18 protein-coding genes and 1 pseudogene are annotated in these 16057 nt (G+C 72.2%); 11 read left to right on the forward strand and 8 right to left on the reverse strand.

The features are described 5' to 3' along the window. Together E4P40_RS20440 and E4P40_RS20445 are read left to right on the forward strand one after the other, a co-directional pair. Positions 1 to 933, forward strand: a 933-nt coding sequence (locus E4P40_RS20440; protein ID WP_209305438.1) for a hypothetical protein, incomplete at its 5' end; no start/stop codon positions are given. A gap of 34 nt (positions 934 to 967) precedes the next feature. Then, on the forward strand, positions 968 to 1549 hold the full coding sequence (locus E4P40_RS20445; RefSeq protein WP_135160330.1) for a hypothetical protein: 582 nt from the start codon (positions 968 to 970) through the stop codon (positions 1547 to 1549). A 17-nt stretch (positions 1550 to 1566) separates the two neighbouring features. Here the strand turns inward: E4P40_RS20445 and E4P40_RS20450 are convergent, their stop codons facing one another. Then, the gene (locus tag E4P40_RS20450; RefSeq protein ID WP_135160331.1) at positions 1567 to 2286 is read right to left on the reverse strand and encodes a hypothetical protein; all 720 of its coding nucleotides are present in this window, start codon (positions 2284 to 2286) and stop codon (positions 1567 to 1569) included. Between the two features lie 227 nt (positions 2287 to 2513). Here E4P40_RS20450 and E4P40_RS20455 point away from each other — a divergent pair, with 227 nt between their 5' ends. Beyond that, a complete protein-coding gene (locus E4P40_RS20455) occupies positions 2514 to 2909 on the forward strand; it encodes a hypothetical protein (RefSeq protein ID WP_135160332.1) in 396 nt (131 codons plus the stop codon). An 18-nt stretch (positions 2910 to 2927) separates the two neighbouring features. Here the strand turns inward: E4P40_RS20455 and E4P40_RS20460 are convergent, their stop codons facing one another. Further along, complete coding sequence (locus tag E4P40_RS20460) at positions 2928 to 3362, reverse strand: hypothetical protein (protein WP_135160333.1); 435 nt, start codon at positions 3360 to 3362, stop codon at positions 2928 to 2930. A gap of 22 nt (positions 3363 to 3384) precedes the next feature. Further along, positions 3385 to 3699, reverse strand: a complete 315-nt coding sequence (locus tag E4P40_RS20465; protein WP_135160334.1) for a type II toxin-antitoxin system HicB family antitoxin — start codon at positions 3697 to 3699, stop codon at positions 3385 to 3387. Between the two features lie 477 nt (positions 3700 to 4176). Here E4P40_RS20465 and E4P40_RS20475 point away from each other — a divergent pair, with 477 nt between their 5' ends. Then, on the forward strand, positions 4177 to 4635 hold the full coding sequence (locus E4P40_RS20475; protein WP_135160336.1) for a hypothetical protein: 459 nt from the start codon (positions 4177 to 4179) through the stop codon (positions 4633 to 4635). Between the two features lie 73 nt (positions 4636 to 4708). Here the strand turns inward: E4P40_RS20475 and E4P40_RS20480 are convergent, their stop codons facing one another. The 3 genes from E4P40_RS20480 to E4P40_RS28235 are packed head-to-tail and all read right to left on the reverse strand — an operon-like array spanning position 4709 to position 7406. Then, a complete protein-coding gene (locus E4P40_RS20480) occupies positions 4709 to 5881 on the reverse strand; it encodes a site-specific integrase (protein WP_135160337.1) in 1173 nt (390 codons plus the stop codon). Beyond that, positions 5878 to 7137 carry a tyrosine-type recombinase/integrase gene (locus tag E4P40_RS20485; RefSeq protein WP_167762318.1) on the reverse strand — a complete coding sequence of 420 codons (1260 nt, stop codon included), beginning with the start codon at positions 7135 to 7137 and terminating at the stop codon, positions 5878 to 5880. Before E4P40_RS20485 ends, E4P40_RS20480 begins: the two co-directional genes overlap by 4 nt. Further along, positions 7134 to 7406 carry a hypothetical protein gene (locus E4P40_RS28235; RefSeq protein ID WP_167762319.1) on the reverse strand — a complete coding sequence of 91 codons (273 nt, stop codon included), beginning with the start codon at positions 7404 to 7406 and terminating at the stop codon, positions 7134 to 7136. Before E4P40_RS28235 ends, E4P40_RS20485 begins: the two co-directional genes overlap by 4 nt. Before the next feature lie 220 nt (positions 7407 to 7626). On the opposite strand from E4P40_RS28235, the gene E4P40_RS20490 reads away from it, so the two are divergent. From E4P40_RS20490 to whiG, 4 genes are all read left to right on the forward strand, one after another. Next, positions 7627 to 8907, forward strand: a complete 1281-nt coding sequence (locus tag E4P40_RS20490; protein WP_280790635.1) for a YifB family Mg chelatase-like AAA ATPase — start codon at positions 7627 to 7629, stop codon at positions 8905 to 8907. Then, on the forward strand, positions 8904 to 10160 hold the full coding sequence (dprA, locus tag E4P40_RS20495) for a DNA-processing protein DprA (RefSeq protein WP_135160339.1): 1257 nt from the start codon (positions 8904 to 8906) through the stop codon (positions 10158 to 10160). Before E4P40_RS20490 ends, dprA begins: the two co-directional genes overlap by 4 nt. A 31-nt stretch (positions 10161 to 10191) precedes the next feature. Then, positions 10192 to 11127 carry a tyrosine recombinase XerC gene (locus tag E4P40_RS20500; protein WP_135160340.1) on the forward strand — a complete coding sequence of 312 codons (936 nt, stop codon included), beginning with the start codon at positions 10192 to 10194 and terminating at the stop codon, positions 11125 to 11127. A 90-nt stretch (positions 11128 to 11217) separates the two neighbouring features. Continuing rightward, the gene (gene whiG / locus E4P40_RS20505; protein ID WP_135160341.1) at positions 11218 to 12027 is read left to right on the forward strand and encodes an RNA polymerase sigma factor WhiG; all 810 of its coding nucleotides are present in this window, start codon (positions 11218 to 11220) and stop codon (positions 12025 to 12027) included. Positions 12028 to 12030: 3 nt separating this feature from the next. Here whiG and E4P40_RS20510 read toward each other — a convergent pair whose 3' ends face one another. Both E4P40_RS20510 and E4P40_RS20515 read right to left on the reverse strand, forming a co-directional pair. After that, positions 12031 to 12981, reverse strand: coding sequence for a hypothetical protein (locus E4P40_RS20510; RefSeq protein WP_135160342.1), 951 nt, complete (start codon positions 12979 to 12981; stop codon positions 12031 to 12033). A 33-nt stretch (positions 12982 to 13014) separates the two neighbouring features. Beyond that, positions 13015 to 13521, reverse strand: coding sequence for a M23 family metallopeptidase (locus E4P40_RS20515; RefSeq protein WP_135160343.1), 507 nt, complete (start codon positions 13519 to 13521; stop codon positions 13015 to 13017). A gap of 296 nt (positions 13522 to 13817) precedes the next feature. Between E4P40_RS20515 and rpsB the strand changes: the two genes are divergently transcribed. From rpsB to pyrH, 3 genes and pseudogenes are all read left to right on the forward strand, one after another. Then, positions 13818 to 14762: a 30S ribosomal protein S2 gene (rpsB, locus tag E4P40_RS20520; RefSeq protein WP_135160344.1), complete on the forward strand. Its 945-nt coding sequence runs from the start codon at positions 13818 to 13820 to the stop codon at positions 14760 to 14762. A 105-nt stretch (positions 14763 to 14867) separates the two neighbouring features. Further along, a complete protein-coding gene (gene tsf / locus E4P40_RS20525; protein WP_135160345.1) occupies positions 14868 to 15683 on the forward strand; it encodes a translation elongation factor Ts in 816 nt (271 codons plus the stop codon). Between the two features lie 125 nt (positions 15684 to 15808). Beyond that, positions 15809 to 16057, forward strand: a pseudogene (gene pyrH / locus E4P40_RS20530) (UMP kinase); the annotation flags it as partial.

Below are 16057 nucleotides of genomic sequence, written 5' to 3' on the forward strand. Positions count from 1 at the left end.
ACGGTGCCGCTGTCCACGGCGCTCGGCATGGCGAACACCGCCCTGTCGGCGTTCGGCGGACAGATCGCGATCCCGCAGGCGCAGCTCAACAGCTCGCTGTTCGCCGGGGCCCAGGCGGAGGCGATGGGGAAGGTCGCTCAGCTCGACGCGCAGCGCCCGACGCCGATGGCCGGCCTCAACAGCATCCCGTTCGTCGGCGGGATCCTGAACTCGCTGGGAATGTCCAACACCCTCGCCGGGCAGCGGCCCACCCCTCAGGCGTTCCTCGGGGACCAGGGCTTCAAGCAGGCCGCGGCCGCGCTGATGCTGAACCTGCACACGATCGCCAACCAGAAGATCGTTCCGGTCGCGACCCTGATGGCCAACACGGGAGCCGCGGAAGCGGCCTTGAACTGGGCGGCCCGCAACCGCACCAGCTACGTGTTCCAGCAGGTGATCACCAAGAGCGCGACGGGTGGCGCCATCGACGATGCTGTCTCCCGCCTCGCAGACGGCGGGGGGATCTTCGCCGGGATCGGCCTAGCAGCCGGCGGCGGGGTGAGCGGGCCGGGCGGCCCCCTGGACGACCTCATCCCGGCGATGGGCCCGGGCGGTGCGCGCTACCAGCTGTCGAATGGTGAGCACGTGCTCGACGCCCGAGACGTGGACCTCATGGGCGGCCAGGGCGGCGTCTACGCCTTCCGCGACGCGCTCAACGCCGGCCGTACCCAGGTGATCCAGCCGAAGCGCATGGCCGACGGCGGACCGGTCGCTACGACGCCCCGCGAGGCAGGGGCACCGGCCCCGGTGGCGCCGGCCGCCAGCATCACGATCAACGGCGGCATCACGATCAAGGTCGAGACGCCGTTCAACCTGATGAACGACCGCGATCTCCGCCGGGCGGCCCTGGCGATCGAGCAGGAGCTCATCACGATCACCAGGGGGAGAATGTGAGCTGCATGTCGGCAATGAGCGGCAGGCTGACCCCATGACCACCCCCGAGGAGGACGTCCCACCGCCGGAGGTCGCTGCCATGGCCAGCGACGACGGCCCCATCCCCACCCTGACCACCTGGCTGCTCGCCGTCCGCGAGGACCGACGCTGGGACCGGGCCATGGAACTGATGACACCCGAGCTGCGGCTCGCGTCCGCCCAGAGGTTCGTCCTCCTGGACGACGACGGGACCCCGGGCGGCCGGGCGGCCGCGGAAGCGCTCGCAGGCCTCGCGGCGGTCGAGCACCCGCTCTTCGCGGAGTTCGGCGAGATCTGGCTGGAAGCGATGGACGAGTCGTTCGCGGGATGGCCGGCGGGGATCGGCTTCGGCAGTCAGCCACGGCCGGTCGACCTAGACCACGAGCTGCTGATCGTGGTGCCCTATTCGGACGTCACGGGACCGACGAGGTCCCTCGGTGGCGGTCGCGAGGCGACGCAGTTGCGCGGGGAGGCTGCGGACATCCGCCAGCTTGGCTTCCTCATGCGGCACGCGCCGGACGCCCCCACCGGGTGGCTCCTGGCCGGCTGGCGCTACGACCAGAAGCCGGAACCCGGCTGGCCACCCCGCGGGATCTGAGCCGAAGCTCATTCGGCCTACTTGATGCCGAGGAAGTAGACGAGCACCGCCACGAGCAAGGCGGAGCCGAACCCGAGGAGCGCCACCCGGGCGTCGCGCCGGTGATTCGCCCTCATCAGGCGCACCTCCCGACGTGGGGTCGGATCGATCAGCACAACGTTGCGCGTGCGCGCCTTGGACGGGAAAAGCGCCTTCGCCCACCGCACGAGCGTGACGCTTGCGATGAACACGAGGATGGCCACCGGTATCCAGAGCAGCGGGTGCAGCACGCCGAGGATGGCCGCGAGCAGCGTCAGCACAACGAGCGCCGTGATGCCGAGGCCGGCGACGGCCCAGATCAGGCCAGCAGCGTTCGGCAGCGGCTTGCCGAGCTTCACCACGAGGCGTGCGATTTCGTCGGCCAGCTGCGGGGAACGATTCGCGTCGCCACAGACGACAGTCAACGTCGCGCCGATACCGGGGGCCATGATCGGCTGGTTCGTTCGAAACTGGAAGAAGGCGAAGGGGTCGCCGGGGCTCATCGGGCTCTCCTGCAAGACCCCCTCGGGGGTGCGCCTGGCGGTCGATAACGTGAGGAACTCGAGGTCCGCGGGACTGGGGTCGTCCAGCTTCTCCAAGGTGAGAGGGGCGGGCCGCGTGTTCCTCAGCAGCAGCTCCGCACCCTCGCCTGCCAACCGGGTCATCTCCTGACCGACCTCCCGGATCGCGGTCAGGTCCAGGGACAGGCGGTCGAACACGATCCCGGAGAAGCCAGGCGCCCCCGGCACGTCCGATGTCCGGTAACCGGCACCGCGACGCCACCACACCATCTCTCCACCCCCGTCGGTCGGTCCCTGGCGCAGGACCGTACCTGCGGCTTCCTCACCTCTACCGCGGCATCTTCGATGGCCGGCCACGGCACCTTCCCCGGCGAGCGACCGCCGCTCGACGCCGCCGGCGCGCCGCACGCAAGGGGAAGACCACCGTGGGCTTCGACAACCGGCTCACCGCCGACGAGATCGCTGCGCTGTCTCCCGGCGACGCCGTGACCATCGAGTGCGGCCAGGAGTTCGCGCGGCCGCGCTACCGGCCCGGCAAGGTCATCCGGGTCGGCGCCCTCTTCGTTGACGTCGCGACCGAGGGCGCCAGAGGCGGCAAGTACGTCGAGCAGTACCGGCGCCGCGACGGCGTCCGGGACGGCGGTGGCGGCCGGGCCGAACTCGTGCGCGCCGGCACGGCCGTCCGGCCCGACCGTGGCCGCGGCACGCAGCACATCGACGGCCTCTACCGGCAGTGGCGCCGCCGCCCCGGGGACGTCGATGCCCTCCGCGAGCTCCGCGACGCGATCACCGAGCACCTCGACGAGGCGCTCGTCCCCTGATGGTGCGTTCTGGCCCGATCAGCCGCCGGCGATGGCTTCCCCAGCCCCCGGCGCAGGACGCGTATCGAACGCGAGATGCCATTCGGGCTGCCGCTTCCCGTTGAGGCTGAGTTCCCAGGAGTAGCGCGCTCCAGGCGCGAGGGGAAAGGCGGGAAAGTTGATCGCCACCGGCACAGGAAGGGGAGTACCCCGCTTCACCCCTGGAGGTCGACCGACCTCGAGTTCGCCTGCGAGCTCGATCGGCGCAGGACCCAGCGGCCCGGGTTGCATGACGGGCTGGCCGTCCTCATGCAGCAGTCTGAGCTCGAAGACGATCCGCGTGTTCGCGAGATCCCATGGCACATGCAGCAAAAGGGCAAGTGCGCTCGGCGTGGGCTGGGGGCCGGTGACCGACCAGCCGCCGCCGCTGATGTAGAGCTTGCCTTCCGAGACGGCCGCGTAGTCGCAGAGCATGAGCGTCGCCCTGAAGGCGCGCTCAGGCCCAGACAGGCGTCCGCCCCGCCGGTGAGACGTGGACGTCGCGGCTGAACGAGACGGAGTTGGTGGAGATCCCGGCCAGCGGCGTCAGGAAACGCACATCGATGACAAGCCCATCGTGGTCCGTGCTCTCCACCAGCTCGACGTCGTCCGCGGAGAGTTCAAGGTGGAAGGGAACGCCCTCCCGGACGAGAGCGCGAACTTCACCGACGGTGTCGCCGGCGGCAACGAACCCGGGCACGTCAGGAGACTCTGCCCACCACGAACCATCCTCGTGGTGGTAGATCACGCGCACACGCTCCAAGACGCTCACCCCTTCAGTATGTCCAGTGCCGTGTCAACGTCCAGTCCGATGTCCCTGACCAGCACTTTTCTGACCAGTCCGGGTGGCACTTCAGCGTTGTCGTGGAACGAGAAGAGCAGTCGCGGCCGTCCTGGCGCTTCCATAGTCCGGTGGGAACCACTCTGACGAGTGACTGTGTATCCCAAGCGCTTCACGGCCGCGAGTAGTTCCCTTCCGCGGCACGCAGGGAAGTTCGGCACCGGCCGACCCTATGTGGAGTCGAAGCCCTGCTCGAACCTGTCACTCCTCGCCCAGCCTGTGGATAGGACCGCCACGCCAACCTCGAGCTGGCACGGTGGTCGTCGTCGGCGAGGTCACCCGCCCCGCGGCTACGTCACCCCGCACCCACGGTCCGGTAGCCGCCGGCCGAAGGCCACCGACCGGCGTGCCGCCCGCCCTTGTTGCGGGCGGCACGCCGACACGAGTCCCGACCCCTAGGCTGCCCCGGTGCTGCAGCTCGCTGGGGTCCTCATCACCGCCGTCGTCACACTGCTGACGTCGCTCGGCTGGCCATCTCTCCGGCGCCGCGTTCGTGAGCACACGGCGCTCGTGAAGGACCTTCCCCCGTCCGCTGCCGCTCCCTTGTTGGCTGTGCTGGAGAAAGAGGTCCAGCTGCTGGCCCGGCGAGCGGATCGGCGATTGGAGACCGCCGACACGACCGCGCGTTACTTCTTCGCAGTCACGCTCATGGTCACGGTAGGGACCTGCGCGCTCCTCGCGACATGGCTCCTAGACCTATCGAGGACGCCGAACCTGATCCTGACCTCGGCAGCAGTGGTCTTGGCTCTCATCGCAGGGGGGCTTCTCGCCAGGATCCGGTTCCTCCTGCGCGACTCCGAGCCCCTGCGATCGGACGCTTTCCACGTCAACGTGCCCGAGACCAAGCCACACTCACACGCGGGCTGACTTACTGGTCGACAGGGGTGGGCCGCTCTGGACTCCGCCTTCATCGGGGCCAATGCCGGCACGGGTGCGGTCATCATCGCTGGCCCACCGTCAGGCTGGTGGGAAGGGCCAGGATGGCAGCTCGGCGTTCGCTGTCGTCGACCTGCGTGTAGAGCGCCGTCGTCGCGATCGACGCGTGCCGCAGCAGCTCCTGCGCAACCCGGAGGTTCCCGCCGGCGGCTCGCAGCGTGTTCGTGCCGAACCAGTGCCGCAGCTGGTGCGCCGTGCACGGAATCCCGGCCCGGCGCATCGCCCGCGAGATCGTGATCGACACAGTCGGGGACACGACGTGCTCACCGGCCCGCCCGTAGCCCTCGTAGGACGGGAACCACCACCCGGCCGCCGGATACTTCGCCGCCTCGGCAGCGACGAGCGGGTGCAGTGGCAGCTCGAGGTCGATGCCGCCCTTGCCGACCACCCGAAGCGTCCCCGCCTCGAGGTCGACGTCCTCCCCGCGGATCTTCGCGATCTCGTGGACCCGCAGCCCCTGGTAGCTGCCGAGCAGGATCCATGTGCGGGTGCGGCCGCGGATCCCGGAGGCCAGGAGGCGCTGCAGCTGGTCGTCGGTCACCGGCCGCGGCCGCCGTCGAGGCACCTTCGGCCGGCGCAGCTTCCGCATCGGGTTGTCGGCCCGCAGCTCCTCCACCTCGACCAGCCACACGAACCAGGCCCGCAGACCACCCCAGTACGTCGAGCGCGTCGAGGTGGTGCGGAGGCCGGCCAGGTAGCCGGCGAGGGCCTCCGCTGTGAACGCGGCGGGTTCCTGGCCGGTGTGCCGTTCCACGCGCTCAAGCAGCAGGCGTCGCTCGGTGACGGTGCGCTCGGCGTTCCCCGCTGCCCGCATGGCCATCGCCCACCGGTCGAGCAGCTCTCCCGAGGTGGCACCGGCGGGCGGCACACCTCGTTGCACCCTCGGCGCCGTGAGGGCGTCTGCCGGACTCACCTCGAGCACGCCGACGTCCATCAGCCATGCGTACAGACTGACCACGTGGGAGATGTAGGCCTTCCTCGTTGCTGGCCGGCCGGTGATTGACTCGTCCCAGCGCAGCAGGTCCGCCTCCGTGGCCTCCCGGAGCGGACGGGCGACCACCCGGTGGAGCTGTCGCAGCACCGATGTGCGGACCCGCACGGTGCCTTCCGTGAGCCCGCTGACGTTGGTGCACCAGGCGAGGTGCCGTCGGGCGTCGGGGTCCATATCGGGGATCACCGCTGCCTCCGGGGCCGGAGCAGACCGAGGTCGTTGACCGTCACGGGCCGATCCGCTGCAGCCGCAGGCTCGCTGGCCTGGTGCCAGCCGTCACGGCCCTGGACGAAGCCCGCCTGCCGGAGCAGCTCCTCGGCCTGCAGCAGGCGGTGCGCGTAGCCGGCTTCCTCGAGCGCGGGGGGTTCCGGCGTGACGCTTGCGACCGCGGGTCGCGGCTCAGCGCTCGGGGGTTCCGGACGACGCCGCTGCGGTGCCGTTCGGAAGTACTCGTCGTCGAGCGCGCCGTCGTCGACGTCCGTCTCCACCGGGCCGAGCGCGTCGGAGACCTCGGCCAGCTCGGCCTCAGACAGATCGGAGGATCCGTCTCCGGCACCGGTCCAGGCGTCGGTCATCGCCTGAACCATGTCGACGGTCTGCGTGGTGTCGTATGCCGCGTACCGCGCCGTCGTCTGCGGGGACCCATGGCCTAGGAGCTCCTGCACCATCCGCAGATCCTTGGTCAGCTGGTAGGCCGTCGTCCCGTAGCGGTGGCGCAGCTGGTGGGCGGTGAAGTCGAGGCCGTGACGCCGGGTGAAGCGGTTCACGGCGCACGACACCGACTTGGCGCTGATCTGAGCCGCGTCCATCCCGTAGAACATGGGTCCGGATCGGCGGCGGCCGTACGCGATCATCGCCTCGAGCACCGGCCCGGGGACCGGGACGACGCGTTCCTTGCCGCCCTTGCCCTCGCGGACGAGCAGCGACGTCTGCCCGTCGGCCGAGCCGAGGTCGGTCCAGTGCAGGCCGGCGATCTCCTGCGTGCGGAGACCGCAGAACGCTCCGAGCAGGATCATCAGCCGCATCTTCGGCTTGGCCGCGGCGACCGCCTGGCGGAGGACGTCCTCGGGGACGGGCCGCGGGAGTGGCCGGCTCAGCTTCGGGTTGGTCAACCGCGATGACGGGTCGGCCGCGACGATGCCGGCGAGCACGGCCCACCGGTAGAACGCCTTTACGTGGCTGACGTAAGCCCGACGGGTCTCCGCTGCCCGACCGGCCACGGCCGCCTGTTCCCAGCGCAGCAGGTCCGCCTCGGAGGCCTCGCGGAGCGGCTTGCCGAGCCAGAGTGACAGGCGTCCCAGGACGTCGGCGCGGACGCGCACCGTGTTCGGGCGCAGTCCGCGGAGTTCGGTCTGCCAGTGGGTGAACGCGGCGATGTCAGGGTCGAGGCTGCCGCCAGAGCCGTCATTCTGGCCAGCGGTGACGAGGCGAAGCGCGCTCACTGGATGCCGCCGGTGGTGTCGAGTCGGTCGCAGGCCTCGACGATCGCCGAGGCGTACCGGCGCCCCTCCGCGGGCGTGAGCTCGACGTCGGCTTCTGACAGGTAGATCACCGGCTCGCCGGCCTTGTAGACGACCGCGGATTCGTCGACCATCACGTCGTCGAGCTGCTGCACGCACACCTCGAGCGGCGCGCCCACCTCGCCGGCGAACACTCCGCCGCGGGCGACCGTCGGGGCGGTCCACACGTGCGTGATGACCGCCCCGTTCATGTCCGACCCGACGCGGGTTACCTCGGCCCAGCCTGGGCGCGGAACCGCGAACGCACGCTGGGCGGCGTCGGGGTGCTGTATCTGGGCAGCCGGGTCCGTACTCTCGATCATGGGTCTCTTGCCTTTCTGAGGATGGCGAGGGATCAAGGTCCCGGCCCGGTGTGACACCACCGGGCGGGACCGGCTTAACGCCGATAACTAGGCGTGTCTCGACCGTGGCATTGCCCTCGCCCTCGCTGCCGGTGTCCTGGCCGCGTCCGGCGCCGTCCCGGAGAAGGCCGTCGACCGGTTGGTGCTGCTCGGTGAACTGGGACTCGACGGCTCGGTCCGCGCGATCCGGGGCGTGCTGCCGTCGGTGCTCGCCGCGGCCCGGGCCGGCCACGCGCAGGTCGTCGTCCCGGCGGCGAACGCCGACGAGGCGGCCCTCGTCGAGAGCGTCGAGGTACTCGGTGTGCGCACGCTCGGCGAGGTCGTCGAGCACCTCGCCGGTCGGACGGCGCTGGCCGCGCACGTCGCCGGACCGCGGTCGGCGGCGCAGCCCGGACCCGATCTCGCGGACGTCGTCGGCCAGGCGGCCGGCCGGCGGGCGGTCGAGGTGGCGGCCGCCGGCGGGCACCACGTGTTCCTGACCGGTCCGCCGGGCGCCGGCAAGACCATGCTGGCCGAGCGGCTGCCCGGTCTGCTCCCGCCCCTGGACGAGCAGGCGGCACTCGAGGTGAGCGCCATCCACTCGGTCGCGGGGACCCTGGCGCCCAGTGCCCCGCTGGTCACGCGGCCGACGTTCGAGGCGCCGCACCACTCGGCCTCGATGGCCGCCCTCATCGGTGGCGGATCGGGCCAGATCCGGCCGGGCGCGCTCTGCCGGGCTCACCGGGGAGTGCTGTTCCTCGACGAGGCACCCGAGTTCCCGCGGGCGGTCCTCGACACGCTCCGGCAGCCGCTGGAGCGGGGACAGGTCACGATCCAGCGGGCGTCCGGCTCCGCCACCTTCCCCTGCCGGGCGCAGCTGGTGCTCGCGGCCAACCCGTGCCCCTGCGCGAGCGCCGCAGGGGACACGGCCTGCACCTGCAGCCCGCTGGAACGGCGCCGGTACCAGTCACGGCTGTCGGGACCGCTGCTGGACCGCATCGACCTCCGGGTGGACCTTCCGCCGGTCACCCGGGCCGCCTGGCTCGACGGCATGGGCACCCCGGAGCCGACTGCGGACGTCGCCCGTCGCGTCCTCGCCGCGCGGACGACCGCCGCCGAGCGGCTGGCCGGCACCGGCCTCTCGGTGAACAGCCAGGTGCCGGGCCGGCTGCTGCGGGAGCGGTGGGCGATACCGCGACAGTCGCTGCAGCTGGCGGAGCGGGCCCTGGAGCGCGGAGCGCTGTCCGTCCGGGGGTTCGACCGGGTCCTCCGGGTGGCGTGGACCCTGGCCGACCTCGCCGGCCGGCCCGTCCCCGGCAGCGACGAGATCGCCGAGGCCCTGGGCATGCGCCTGCAGCGGGCCGTCGCATGACGCTCGACGAGGACCTCGAGGAGGGGGCGGGAGCGCAGGCCGTGCCGGGGGAGGTACACCCCGCGGTTCGACGGGCCCGCGCCTGGCTCAGCCGCGTCTGCGAACCCGGCACCGTGGACTTCTGGCGTTACGTGGACGACGTCGGTCCGCTGGAGGCGGTGCGCACGATGCGGTCGGGATCGGCGCCGGAGCGGCTCCGGGCGGTGGTGGGTGCGCGGGCTGCGCAGGACGAGAGCCTCGCGGACCTGCTCCGAGCCGAGAGGTGCGGCGCGCGGCTCGTCGTGCCTGAGGACCCTGAGTGGCCGGCCCTGCCGCTGCACGCACTCACCGTCGCGGTGGCCGACGAGCCCATGGACCCCGAGCGACAGTCCGACCGGACACTCGCCCCCGTGCCGCCGGTGGCGCTGTGGGTACGCGGGCCCGCGCGGCTGGACGAGCTGGTCGAACGGTCGGTGGCGATCGTGGGCTCCCGCGCGTCGACCGCGTACGGCGAGCACGTCGCGGGCGAGCTCGGCCACCAGTTGGGGGAGCGGGGCTGGACGGTGGTCTCCGGCGGTGCGTTCGGCATCGACGCCGCCGCGCACCGCGGAGCGCTCGCCGCCGAGGCGCCCACCGTCGCGGTGCTCGCGTGCGGTGTCGACCGGCCCTATCCGGCCTCGCACGGCGCGCTGTTCACCCGGATCGCCGAGACCGGCCTGCTCGTCAGCGAGTGGCCGCCCGGCTGCGCACCCCTGCGGCACCGCTTCCTGGTGCGGAACCGGCTGATCGCGGCCCTCACCCGCGGAACGGTGGTCGTCGAGGCGGCCGCACGATCGGGCGCGCAGGCGACCGCCAAGCGGGCCCGCAGGCTCGGCCGGGAGGTCCTCGTCGTTCCCGGCCCGGTGACGTCGGCGATGTCGGTCGGGTGCCACGAGCTGCTGCGCGACCGCGAGGAAGGGGCGACCCTGGTCGCATCGGCGGCACACGTCATCGAGGCGGTCGGCGGGATCGGCACCGACCTGGCCGCTCCGCCGGAACGGCCGGGCGGGGCCCGGGACGGGCTGTCCGACCTCGCCGCGCGCGTTCTCGACGCCTGTCCGGTGCGCATCGGCGTCGGTCCCGAGCGGCTCGCGACCATCGCCGGCTGCGACGTCCTCGACGTCCTGCGGGTGTTGCCCGCGCTGGAACTGGCCGACCTCGTGCAGTGGACCGGCACCGGCTGGCGGCTCACGCCGCCACCGAAGCGAGGGCGCGACCCCGGCGCGGCGGCTTGACGCTTCCCGGACGCCGTCGGACGGTTCCGAGGTGACCACGGGGACGGCCGCCGCGCGCGCGGCGCTGCCGCCTGCCCTGGCCGAGGCCCTCGACGGGTACGAGGACCACCTGCGGACCCAGCGGGACCTGTCCGAGCACACCGTCCGCGGCTACGTGACCGATGCGGTCGGGCTGCTCGAGCACCTGGCGCGGCGGGGCGGGGTCCAGGTCGACGAGCTCGACCTCGCGGTGCTGCGCAGCTGGCTCGCCCAGGGGCGCACCCGCGGCCACAGCCGGGCGACCACCGCGCGCCACGCGGCCTCGGCCCGCTCGTTCACCGCCTGGCTGCGCCGCACCGGGCTCACCCCCGAGGACGTCGGCCTGCGCCTGGTGAGCCCGAAGGCCCGCCGGACGCTGCCCGACGTCCTCGCACCCGAGCAGGCCCGCGCGGTCGTCGAGTCCACCGCGGGCGCGGAGGAGCCGGTGGGCCTCCGCGACGCCGTGGTGCTCGAGCTGCTGTACGCCAGCGGCATCCGGGTCAGCGAACTCGTCGGGCTCGACGTCGACGACGTGGACCGCGGCCGCCGCCTGCTCCGCGTGCTGGGCAAGGGCCGCAAGGAGCGCAGCGTGCCCTACGGCGCCCCGGCGGAGCAGGCTCTCGACGCCTGGCTCACCCGCGGCCGACCGGCACTGGCCACGCCCGACTCGGGACCGGCGCTGCTGCTGGGTGCCCGAGGCAGGCGGCTCGACGCCCGGGAGGCCCGGCGGACCGTGCACGCCGCCGTCGCGAGTACGCCCGGCGCACCGGACATCGGCCCGCACGGTCTCCGTCACTCGGCGGCCACGCACGTGCTCGAGGGCGGCGCGGACCTGCGCTCCGTCCAGGAACTGCTCGGCCACGCTAGCCTCGCGACGACCCAGATCTACACGCACGTGACGGTCGAGCGGCTCCGTGCGGTCCATGCCCAGGCGCATCCCCGCGCGTGAGCGGAGAGCTGCGTGCTGAGAGGGTGGCGACAGCCGTGACGGGGCAGGACCAGCGAACGACGACCAGCACGAGCACCGAGGAGGGCGACCGTGCCTGAGGCCACCATCCACCGGCTCGACGAGTACGACGACGCACCCGAGGACGCCGACGCACTCCTCGCCGAGCTGTGGGCCGACTACGTCGCCAACCGTGATCCCGGCCTCCGCGACCGGCTGATCCTGCACTACGCGCCGCTGGTCAAGTACGTCGCCGGCCGGGTCGGCAGCGGTCTGCCCGCCCATGTCGAGCAGGCCGACCTCATCTCCTACGGCACGTTCGGCCTCATCGACGCGATCACCCGCTTCGAGCCGACCCGGGAGGTGAAGTTCGAGAGCTACGCCATGTCCCGCATCCGGGGCGCGATCATCGACGAGCTCCGCAACACCGACTGGATCCCGCGGTCTGTCCGCATGAAGGCCCGGGCATTCGAGCGGGCCGTCGCCGACCTCGAGGCGAAGTTCCAGCGCACCCCGACCGAGGAGGAGGTCGCCGAGGTCCTGGACATGGACGTCGAGGAGGTCCGCAAGTTCCTCGGTCAGCTCTCCCTGGTCAACGTGGTCGCGCTCGACGAACTGCTCAGCGATGACGAGGGTGGCTCGCCGCGTCTCGGCGACACCCTGCAGGACTCGACGGCGCTGGACCCGCAGGCCATGGCCGAGCACGGCGAGGCCCGGCAGCTGCTGGCCCGCGCCGTCGAGCAGCTGCCCGAGCGCGAGAAGGTCGTCGTCAGCCTCTACTACTTCGAGGGGCTCACCCTCGCCGACATCGGCCGCGTCCTCGGGGTCACCGAGAGCCGCATCTGCCAGCTGCACACCAAGGCCGTGCTCCACCTGCGCACCAAGCTCGCCGACATCGCGTGAGCCTCATGGGCGGCCCCACTCGTACGTGGCCCGCCCCGGAGCAGTGAGCTCGCGCAGCGACCGGTCGGGTCGCTCGACGCGCACCGCCAGATCGGCGACCGAGCAGTTGCGCACCCGGTGCTCCCCGCCGTCGGGGCCGGCGTAGTCCCACGTCACGAACGCGTCGGGCGGCGCGGAGACCGACGCGCTGACGGTGCAGGCGGCACCGGGCAGTCGCAGCACGCAACCGTCGTCGGCCGCGGTCACGCCCACGCGCCGACCGAGGCCGCCGAGCGCCAGCCGCTCCCCGTCCAGGCTGATCGCACCGTTCGCGACCCAGGGCGTGGTCACGGGGCCGATGCGGATCCGGCCGATCGCCACGTCGAGCCAGGTGTCCGCGCCGGTGCCCTCGAACGCCAGACCGGAGAGCCAGATCCACTGCTGCGCGTGCTGCTCGCCCCAGTTGTGGCCGATCATCCCCGGCCAGCCGGCGACGTCGACGGTCTCGCCGTCGAGCGTCAGCGTGCCGTCGAAGACCGTCGTCGGGCTGGGCGAGACCAGCTTCGTGCGGGGCAGCCGCGCGGTGTACATCCAGCTCCGGGGCAGGTGCCGCAGCGGCGCCTGGTCCGAGCGGTGATGGAGCGACCAGTTCGCGGCAAGGCCGGGAGAGCCGATCGACCCGGCGATGGCGGCGGCGCCGAACGTGCTGTCGCCCAGCCGGATCCAGCCGCCGTCCCCGCTGGCGGGCTCTCCGGTCTCGACGCGCACGGCTCGGGGACCGGGCCGGTCGCGGTCGAACCAGGTGAACCACAGCTGGCCGGTCGGCCGGCCGCCCGGCGGCTGCGAGACCGTGTAGCGGATCCACACGCCCCGCGGCTCGCTGGGGGAGACCGCGCGCAGGTAGAAGCTCTCGTAGTGCCCACGCCCGGCCGGGACATCGGGCCAGCGCGGCGCGGTCGCATCCACCGCCGCCATGCGAGGCAGGGTAGTGAAGCGCAGCTCGTCGGGTCAGCCCGGCGGCAGCAGGCGGACCCGCGGCGGCCGCAGCAGCGTGAGCGGGTCGAGGTAGACCTCCTCCCGGCGGGCGCCCCAGTGCAGGCAGGCCTCGACGGGGCACCCGAGGTGACCGCCGACCAGCATGCCGATGGGCGATCCGCCGGTCACCCGTGCGCCGGCGCCGACCGACGGATCGACCGGCTCGTACGTCGTCCGCAGGCCGTTCGGATGGTCGATGCTCACCACCGGCCGGCCGGCGACCATCCCGGCGAACACGACCACCCCGTCACCGGCGGCCAGGACCGGGCTCCACGGCGTCCCGCGCAGGTCGACGCCGCGGTGTCCGGCGGCGAACGGATGGGGGAGGCGGTCGAAGGGCCGGGTCACCGTCAGGCGGCCGTCCATCGGCGCGACCCAGGGAACCGGAGCCGGGGCAGGGGAGGTCTCGGCGCCGGCCGCGGCAGGCGCGAGGGCTGCGGCGAGGACGACGAGCACAGGGAGCAGGTAGCGGGCACGCATGACCCGACCCTCGGGTGGGACGGCGCCTGGGAGGACCGGCGGAGCGGATCTGTGGACGGCCGGACGGCTGGGGAAACCGGCCCCGATCCTCGCGTATGCTGTCCGGTGCGGCCCGTTCCGACGGGTCGACTTCGCGCGTCCTCCACCCGCCAACGCGGGGCAGTCGCCACCTCGGTCCCAGCGGGCAACCGCCGGGTGCGTGGCGCCGCTGGACGCCAGGGCGGCGCACCACCCGGTGTCCGCGTCACAACCGAGGAGCGCGGCCCACCGGTCGCGCGCAGATCAGAGAGGCTGCAATGGCAGTCGTCAGCATGAAGCAGCTGCTCGACAGCGGCGTCCACTTCGGGCATCAGACCCGTCGCTGGAACCCGAAGATGAAGCGCTTCATCTTCACCGAGCGCAACGGCATCTACATCATCGACCTGCAGCAGACGCTGGGGTACATCGACAACGCCTACGAGTTCGTCAAGCAGACGGTCGCCCACGGCGGCTCGATCCTGTTCGTCGGCACCAAGCGTCAGGCGCAGGAAGTCGTCGCCGAGCAGGCCACGCGCGTGGGCATGCCCTACGTCAACCAGCGCTGGCTGGGCGGCATGCTCACCAACTTCCAGACCGTGCACAAGCGCCTGCAGCGCCTCAAGGAGCTCGAGGACCTCGAGCAGACCGGCGCGCTGGTCAGCCTCTCCAAGAAGGAGCAGCTGGTCCTCAGCCGCGAGAAGGCCAAGCTCGAGCGCAGCCTCGGCGGTATCCGCGACATGCAGAAGGTGCCCAGCGCCATCTGGATCGTGGACACCAAGAAGGAGCACATCGCCGTCGGCGAGGCGCGCAAGCTGAACATCCCGGTCGTCGCGATCCTGGACACCAACTGCGACCCCGACGAGGTCGACTACAAGATCCCGGGCAACGACGACGCGATCCGCAGCATCACGGTGCTGACGCGCGTCATCGCCGACGCGGTCGCCGAGGGCCTCATGGCCCGCTCGGCCGCGCAGGCCGACGCCGGCCGCGGCGAGGCCGCGGAGCCGGTCATCGGTGGCGACGAGCCCCTGGCCGACTGGGAGCGCGAGCTCCTGACCGGTGGGGACGCCTCGGCCGCGCCGGCCGCGGACGCCACCGCAACCCCGCTGCCGGAGACCCCGGCCGAGCCGCCCACGGCCACCGCGAACGAGGTCGCCCCCACCGCGGGCGTCCCCGCCACCGGCGACACGAGCACCGGCACCCAGGGCGCCCAGAACGGCTGATGCCCGGCGCCGTCCCCGCCCGCAGCGGGGACGGCGTCCCGGCACGTCCGCACCCGTTCCTGAGTAGCAGTTCCCTCGCACCACCCCAGACCCAGAGGAAGTGACATGGCTGAGTTCACCGCAGCCGACGTCAAGCGTCTCCGCGACGCCACCGGCGCCGGCATGATGGACTGCAAGAAGGCCCTGACCGAGGCCGACGGCGACTACGACAAGGCCGTCGAGTTCCTGCGCGTCAAGGGCGCCAAGGACGTCGGCAAGCGCCTCGAGCGCTCCACGACCAACGGCATCGTCGTCAGCAAGGACGGCGCGCTGCTCGAGCTCGACTGCGAGACCGACTTCGTTGCCAAGAACGCCGACTTCGTGAAGCTCGCCGACCGGCTGCTCGACATTGCCCTCCAGAGCAAGCCGGCCGACGCCGAGGCGCTGCTGGCCACCGAGGTCGACGGCCAGACCGTCGCCGCGATCGTCGAGGGCGAGTCCGCCCGCATCGGCGAGAAGCTCGTCCTCAGCCGGTTCGCCGTCTTCGAGGGCACGACCGCCACGTACCTGCACAAGCGGGCCACCGACCTGCCCCCGGCCATCGGTGTCGCGGTGCAGTACTCCGGTGGGACCGAGGAGGCCGCGCGCAGCCTGGCGATGCACATCGCCGCCGCGCGTCCCCGCTTCCTCACCCGCGAGGAGGTCCCGGCCGAGGCGGTCGAGACCGAGCGTCGGGTGGCCGAGCAGACGGCGAAGGAGGAGGGCAAGCCCGAGCAGGCGATCAGCAAGATCGTCGAGGGACGCGTCAACTCCTACTACAAGGACTTCGTCCTGCTGGAGCAGCCGTCGATCACCGAGCCCAAGCGCACGGTGAAGCAGATCGTCGACGAGGCCGGCCTGACCGTCGAGCGGTTCGCCCGCTTCGAGGTCGGCCAGGCCTGAGGCTGACGCACGATGCGAGCGGCCCCGTTCCCCGTCCCGGGGAGCGGGGCCGCTCGTCGTTCCGGCAGGATCCGAGTGACCGATTTCGAGCGAGGGATGACGCCTTGACCGACACCACCCCACCGTTGTCCGCCCCCACCGCGTTCCAGCCCGCCGACGGCAGCGGCTACCACCGCGTGCTCCTCAAGCTGTCGGGCGAGACGTTCGGCGGCGGCAAGGTGGGCGTCGACGCCACGATCGTGCGAGGGATCGCCGAGCAGCTCGCCGAGGTCGCCGCCAAGGGCACGCAGATCGCCGTCGTCATGGGCGGTGGCAACTTCTTCCGGGGTGCCGAACTCTCCCAGGCCGGCATGGACCGCACCAAGGCCGACTAC

The organism is Blastococcus sp. CT_GayMR20 (genome assembly GCF_004570345.1).

Excerpts from the sequence above, each read along its gene's own strand:
- E4P40_RS20510 (WP_135160342.1), bottom strand. The coding sequence starts at position 12,981 with ATGGCGGCGGTGGATGCGACCGCGCCGCGCTGGCCCGATGTCCCGGCC.
- E4P40_RS20460 (WP_135160333.1), bottom strand. The coding sequence starts at position 3,362 with ATGCTCTGCGACTACGCGGCCGTCTCGGAAGGCAAGCTCTACATCAGC.
- dprA (WP_135160339.1), top strand. The coding sequence starts at position 8,904 with ATGACGCTCGACGAGGACCTCGAGGAGGGGGCGGGAGCGCAGGCCGTG.
- rpsB (WP_135160344.1), top strand. The coding sequence starts at position 13,818 with ATGGCAGTCGTCAGCATGAAGCAGCTGCTCGACAGCGGCGTCCACTTC.
- E4P40_RS28235 (WP_167762319.1), bottom strand. The coding sequence starts at position 7,406 with ATGAACGGGGCGGTCATCACGCACGTGTGGACCGCCCCGACGGTCGCC.
- E4P40_RS20445 (WP_135160330.1), top strand. The coding sequence starts at position 968 with ATGACCACCCCCGAGGAGGACGTCCCACCGCCGGAGGTCGCTGCCATG.
- tsf (WP_135160345.1), top strand. The coding sequence starts at position 14,868 with ATGGCTGAGTTCACCGCAGCCGACGTCAAGCGTCTCCGCGACGCCACC.
- E4P40_RS20515 (WP_135160343.1), bottom strand. The coding sequence starts at position 13,521 with ATGCGTGCCCGCTACCTGCTCCCTGTGCTCGTCGTCCTCGCCGCAGCC.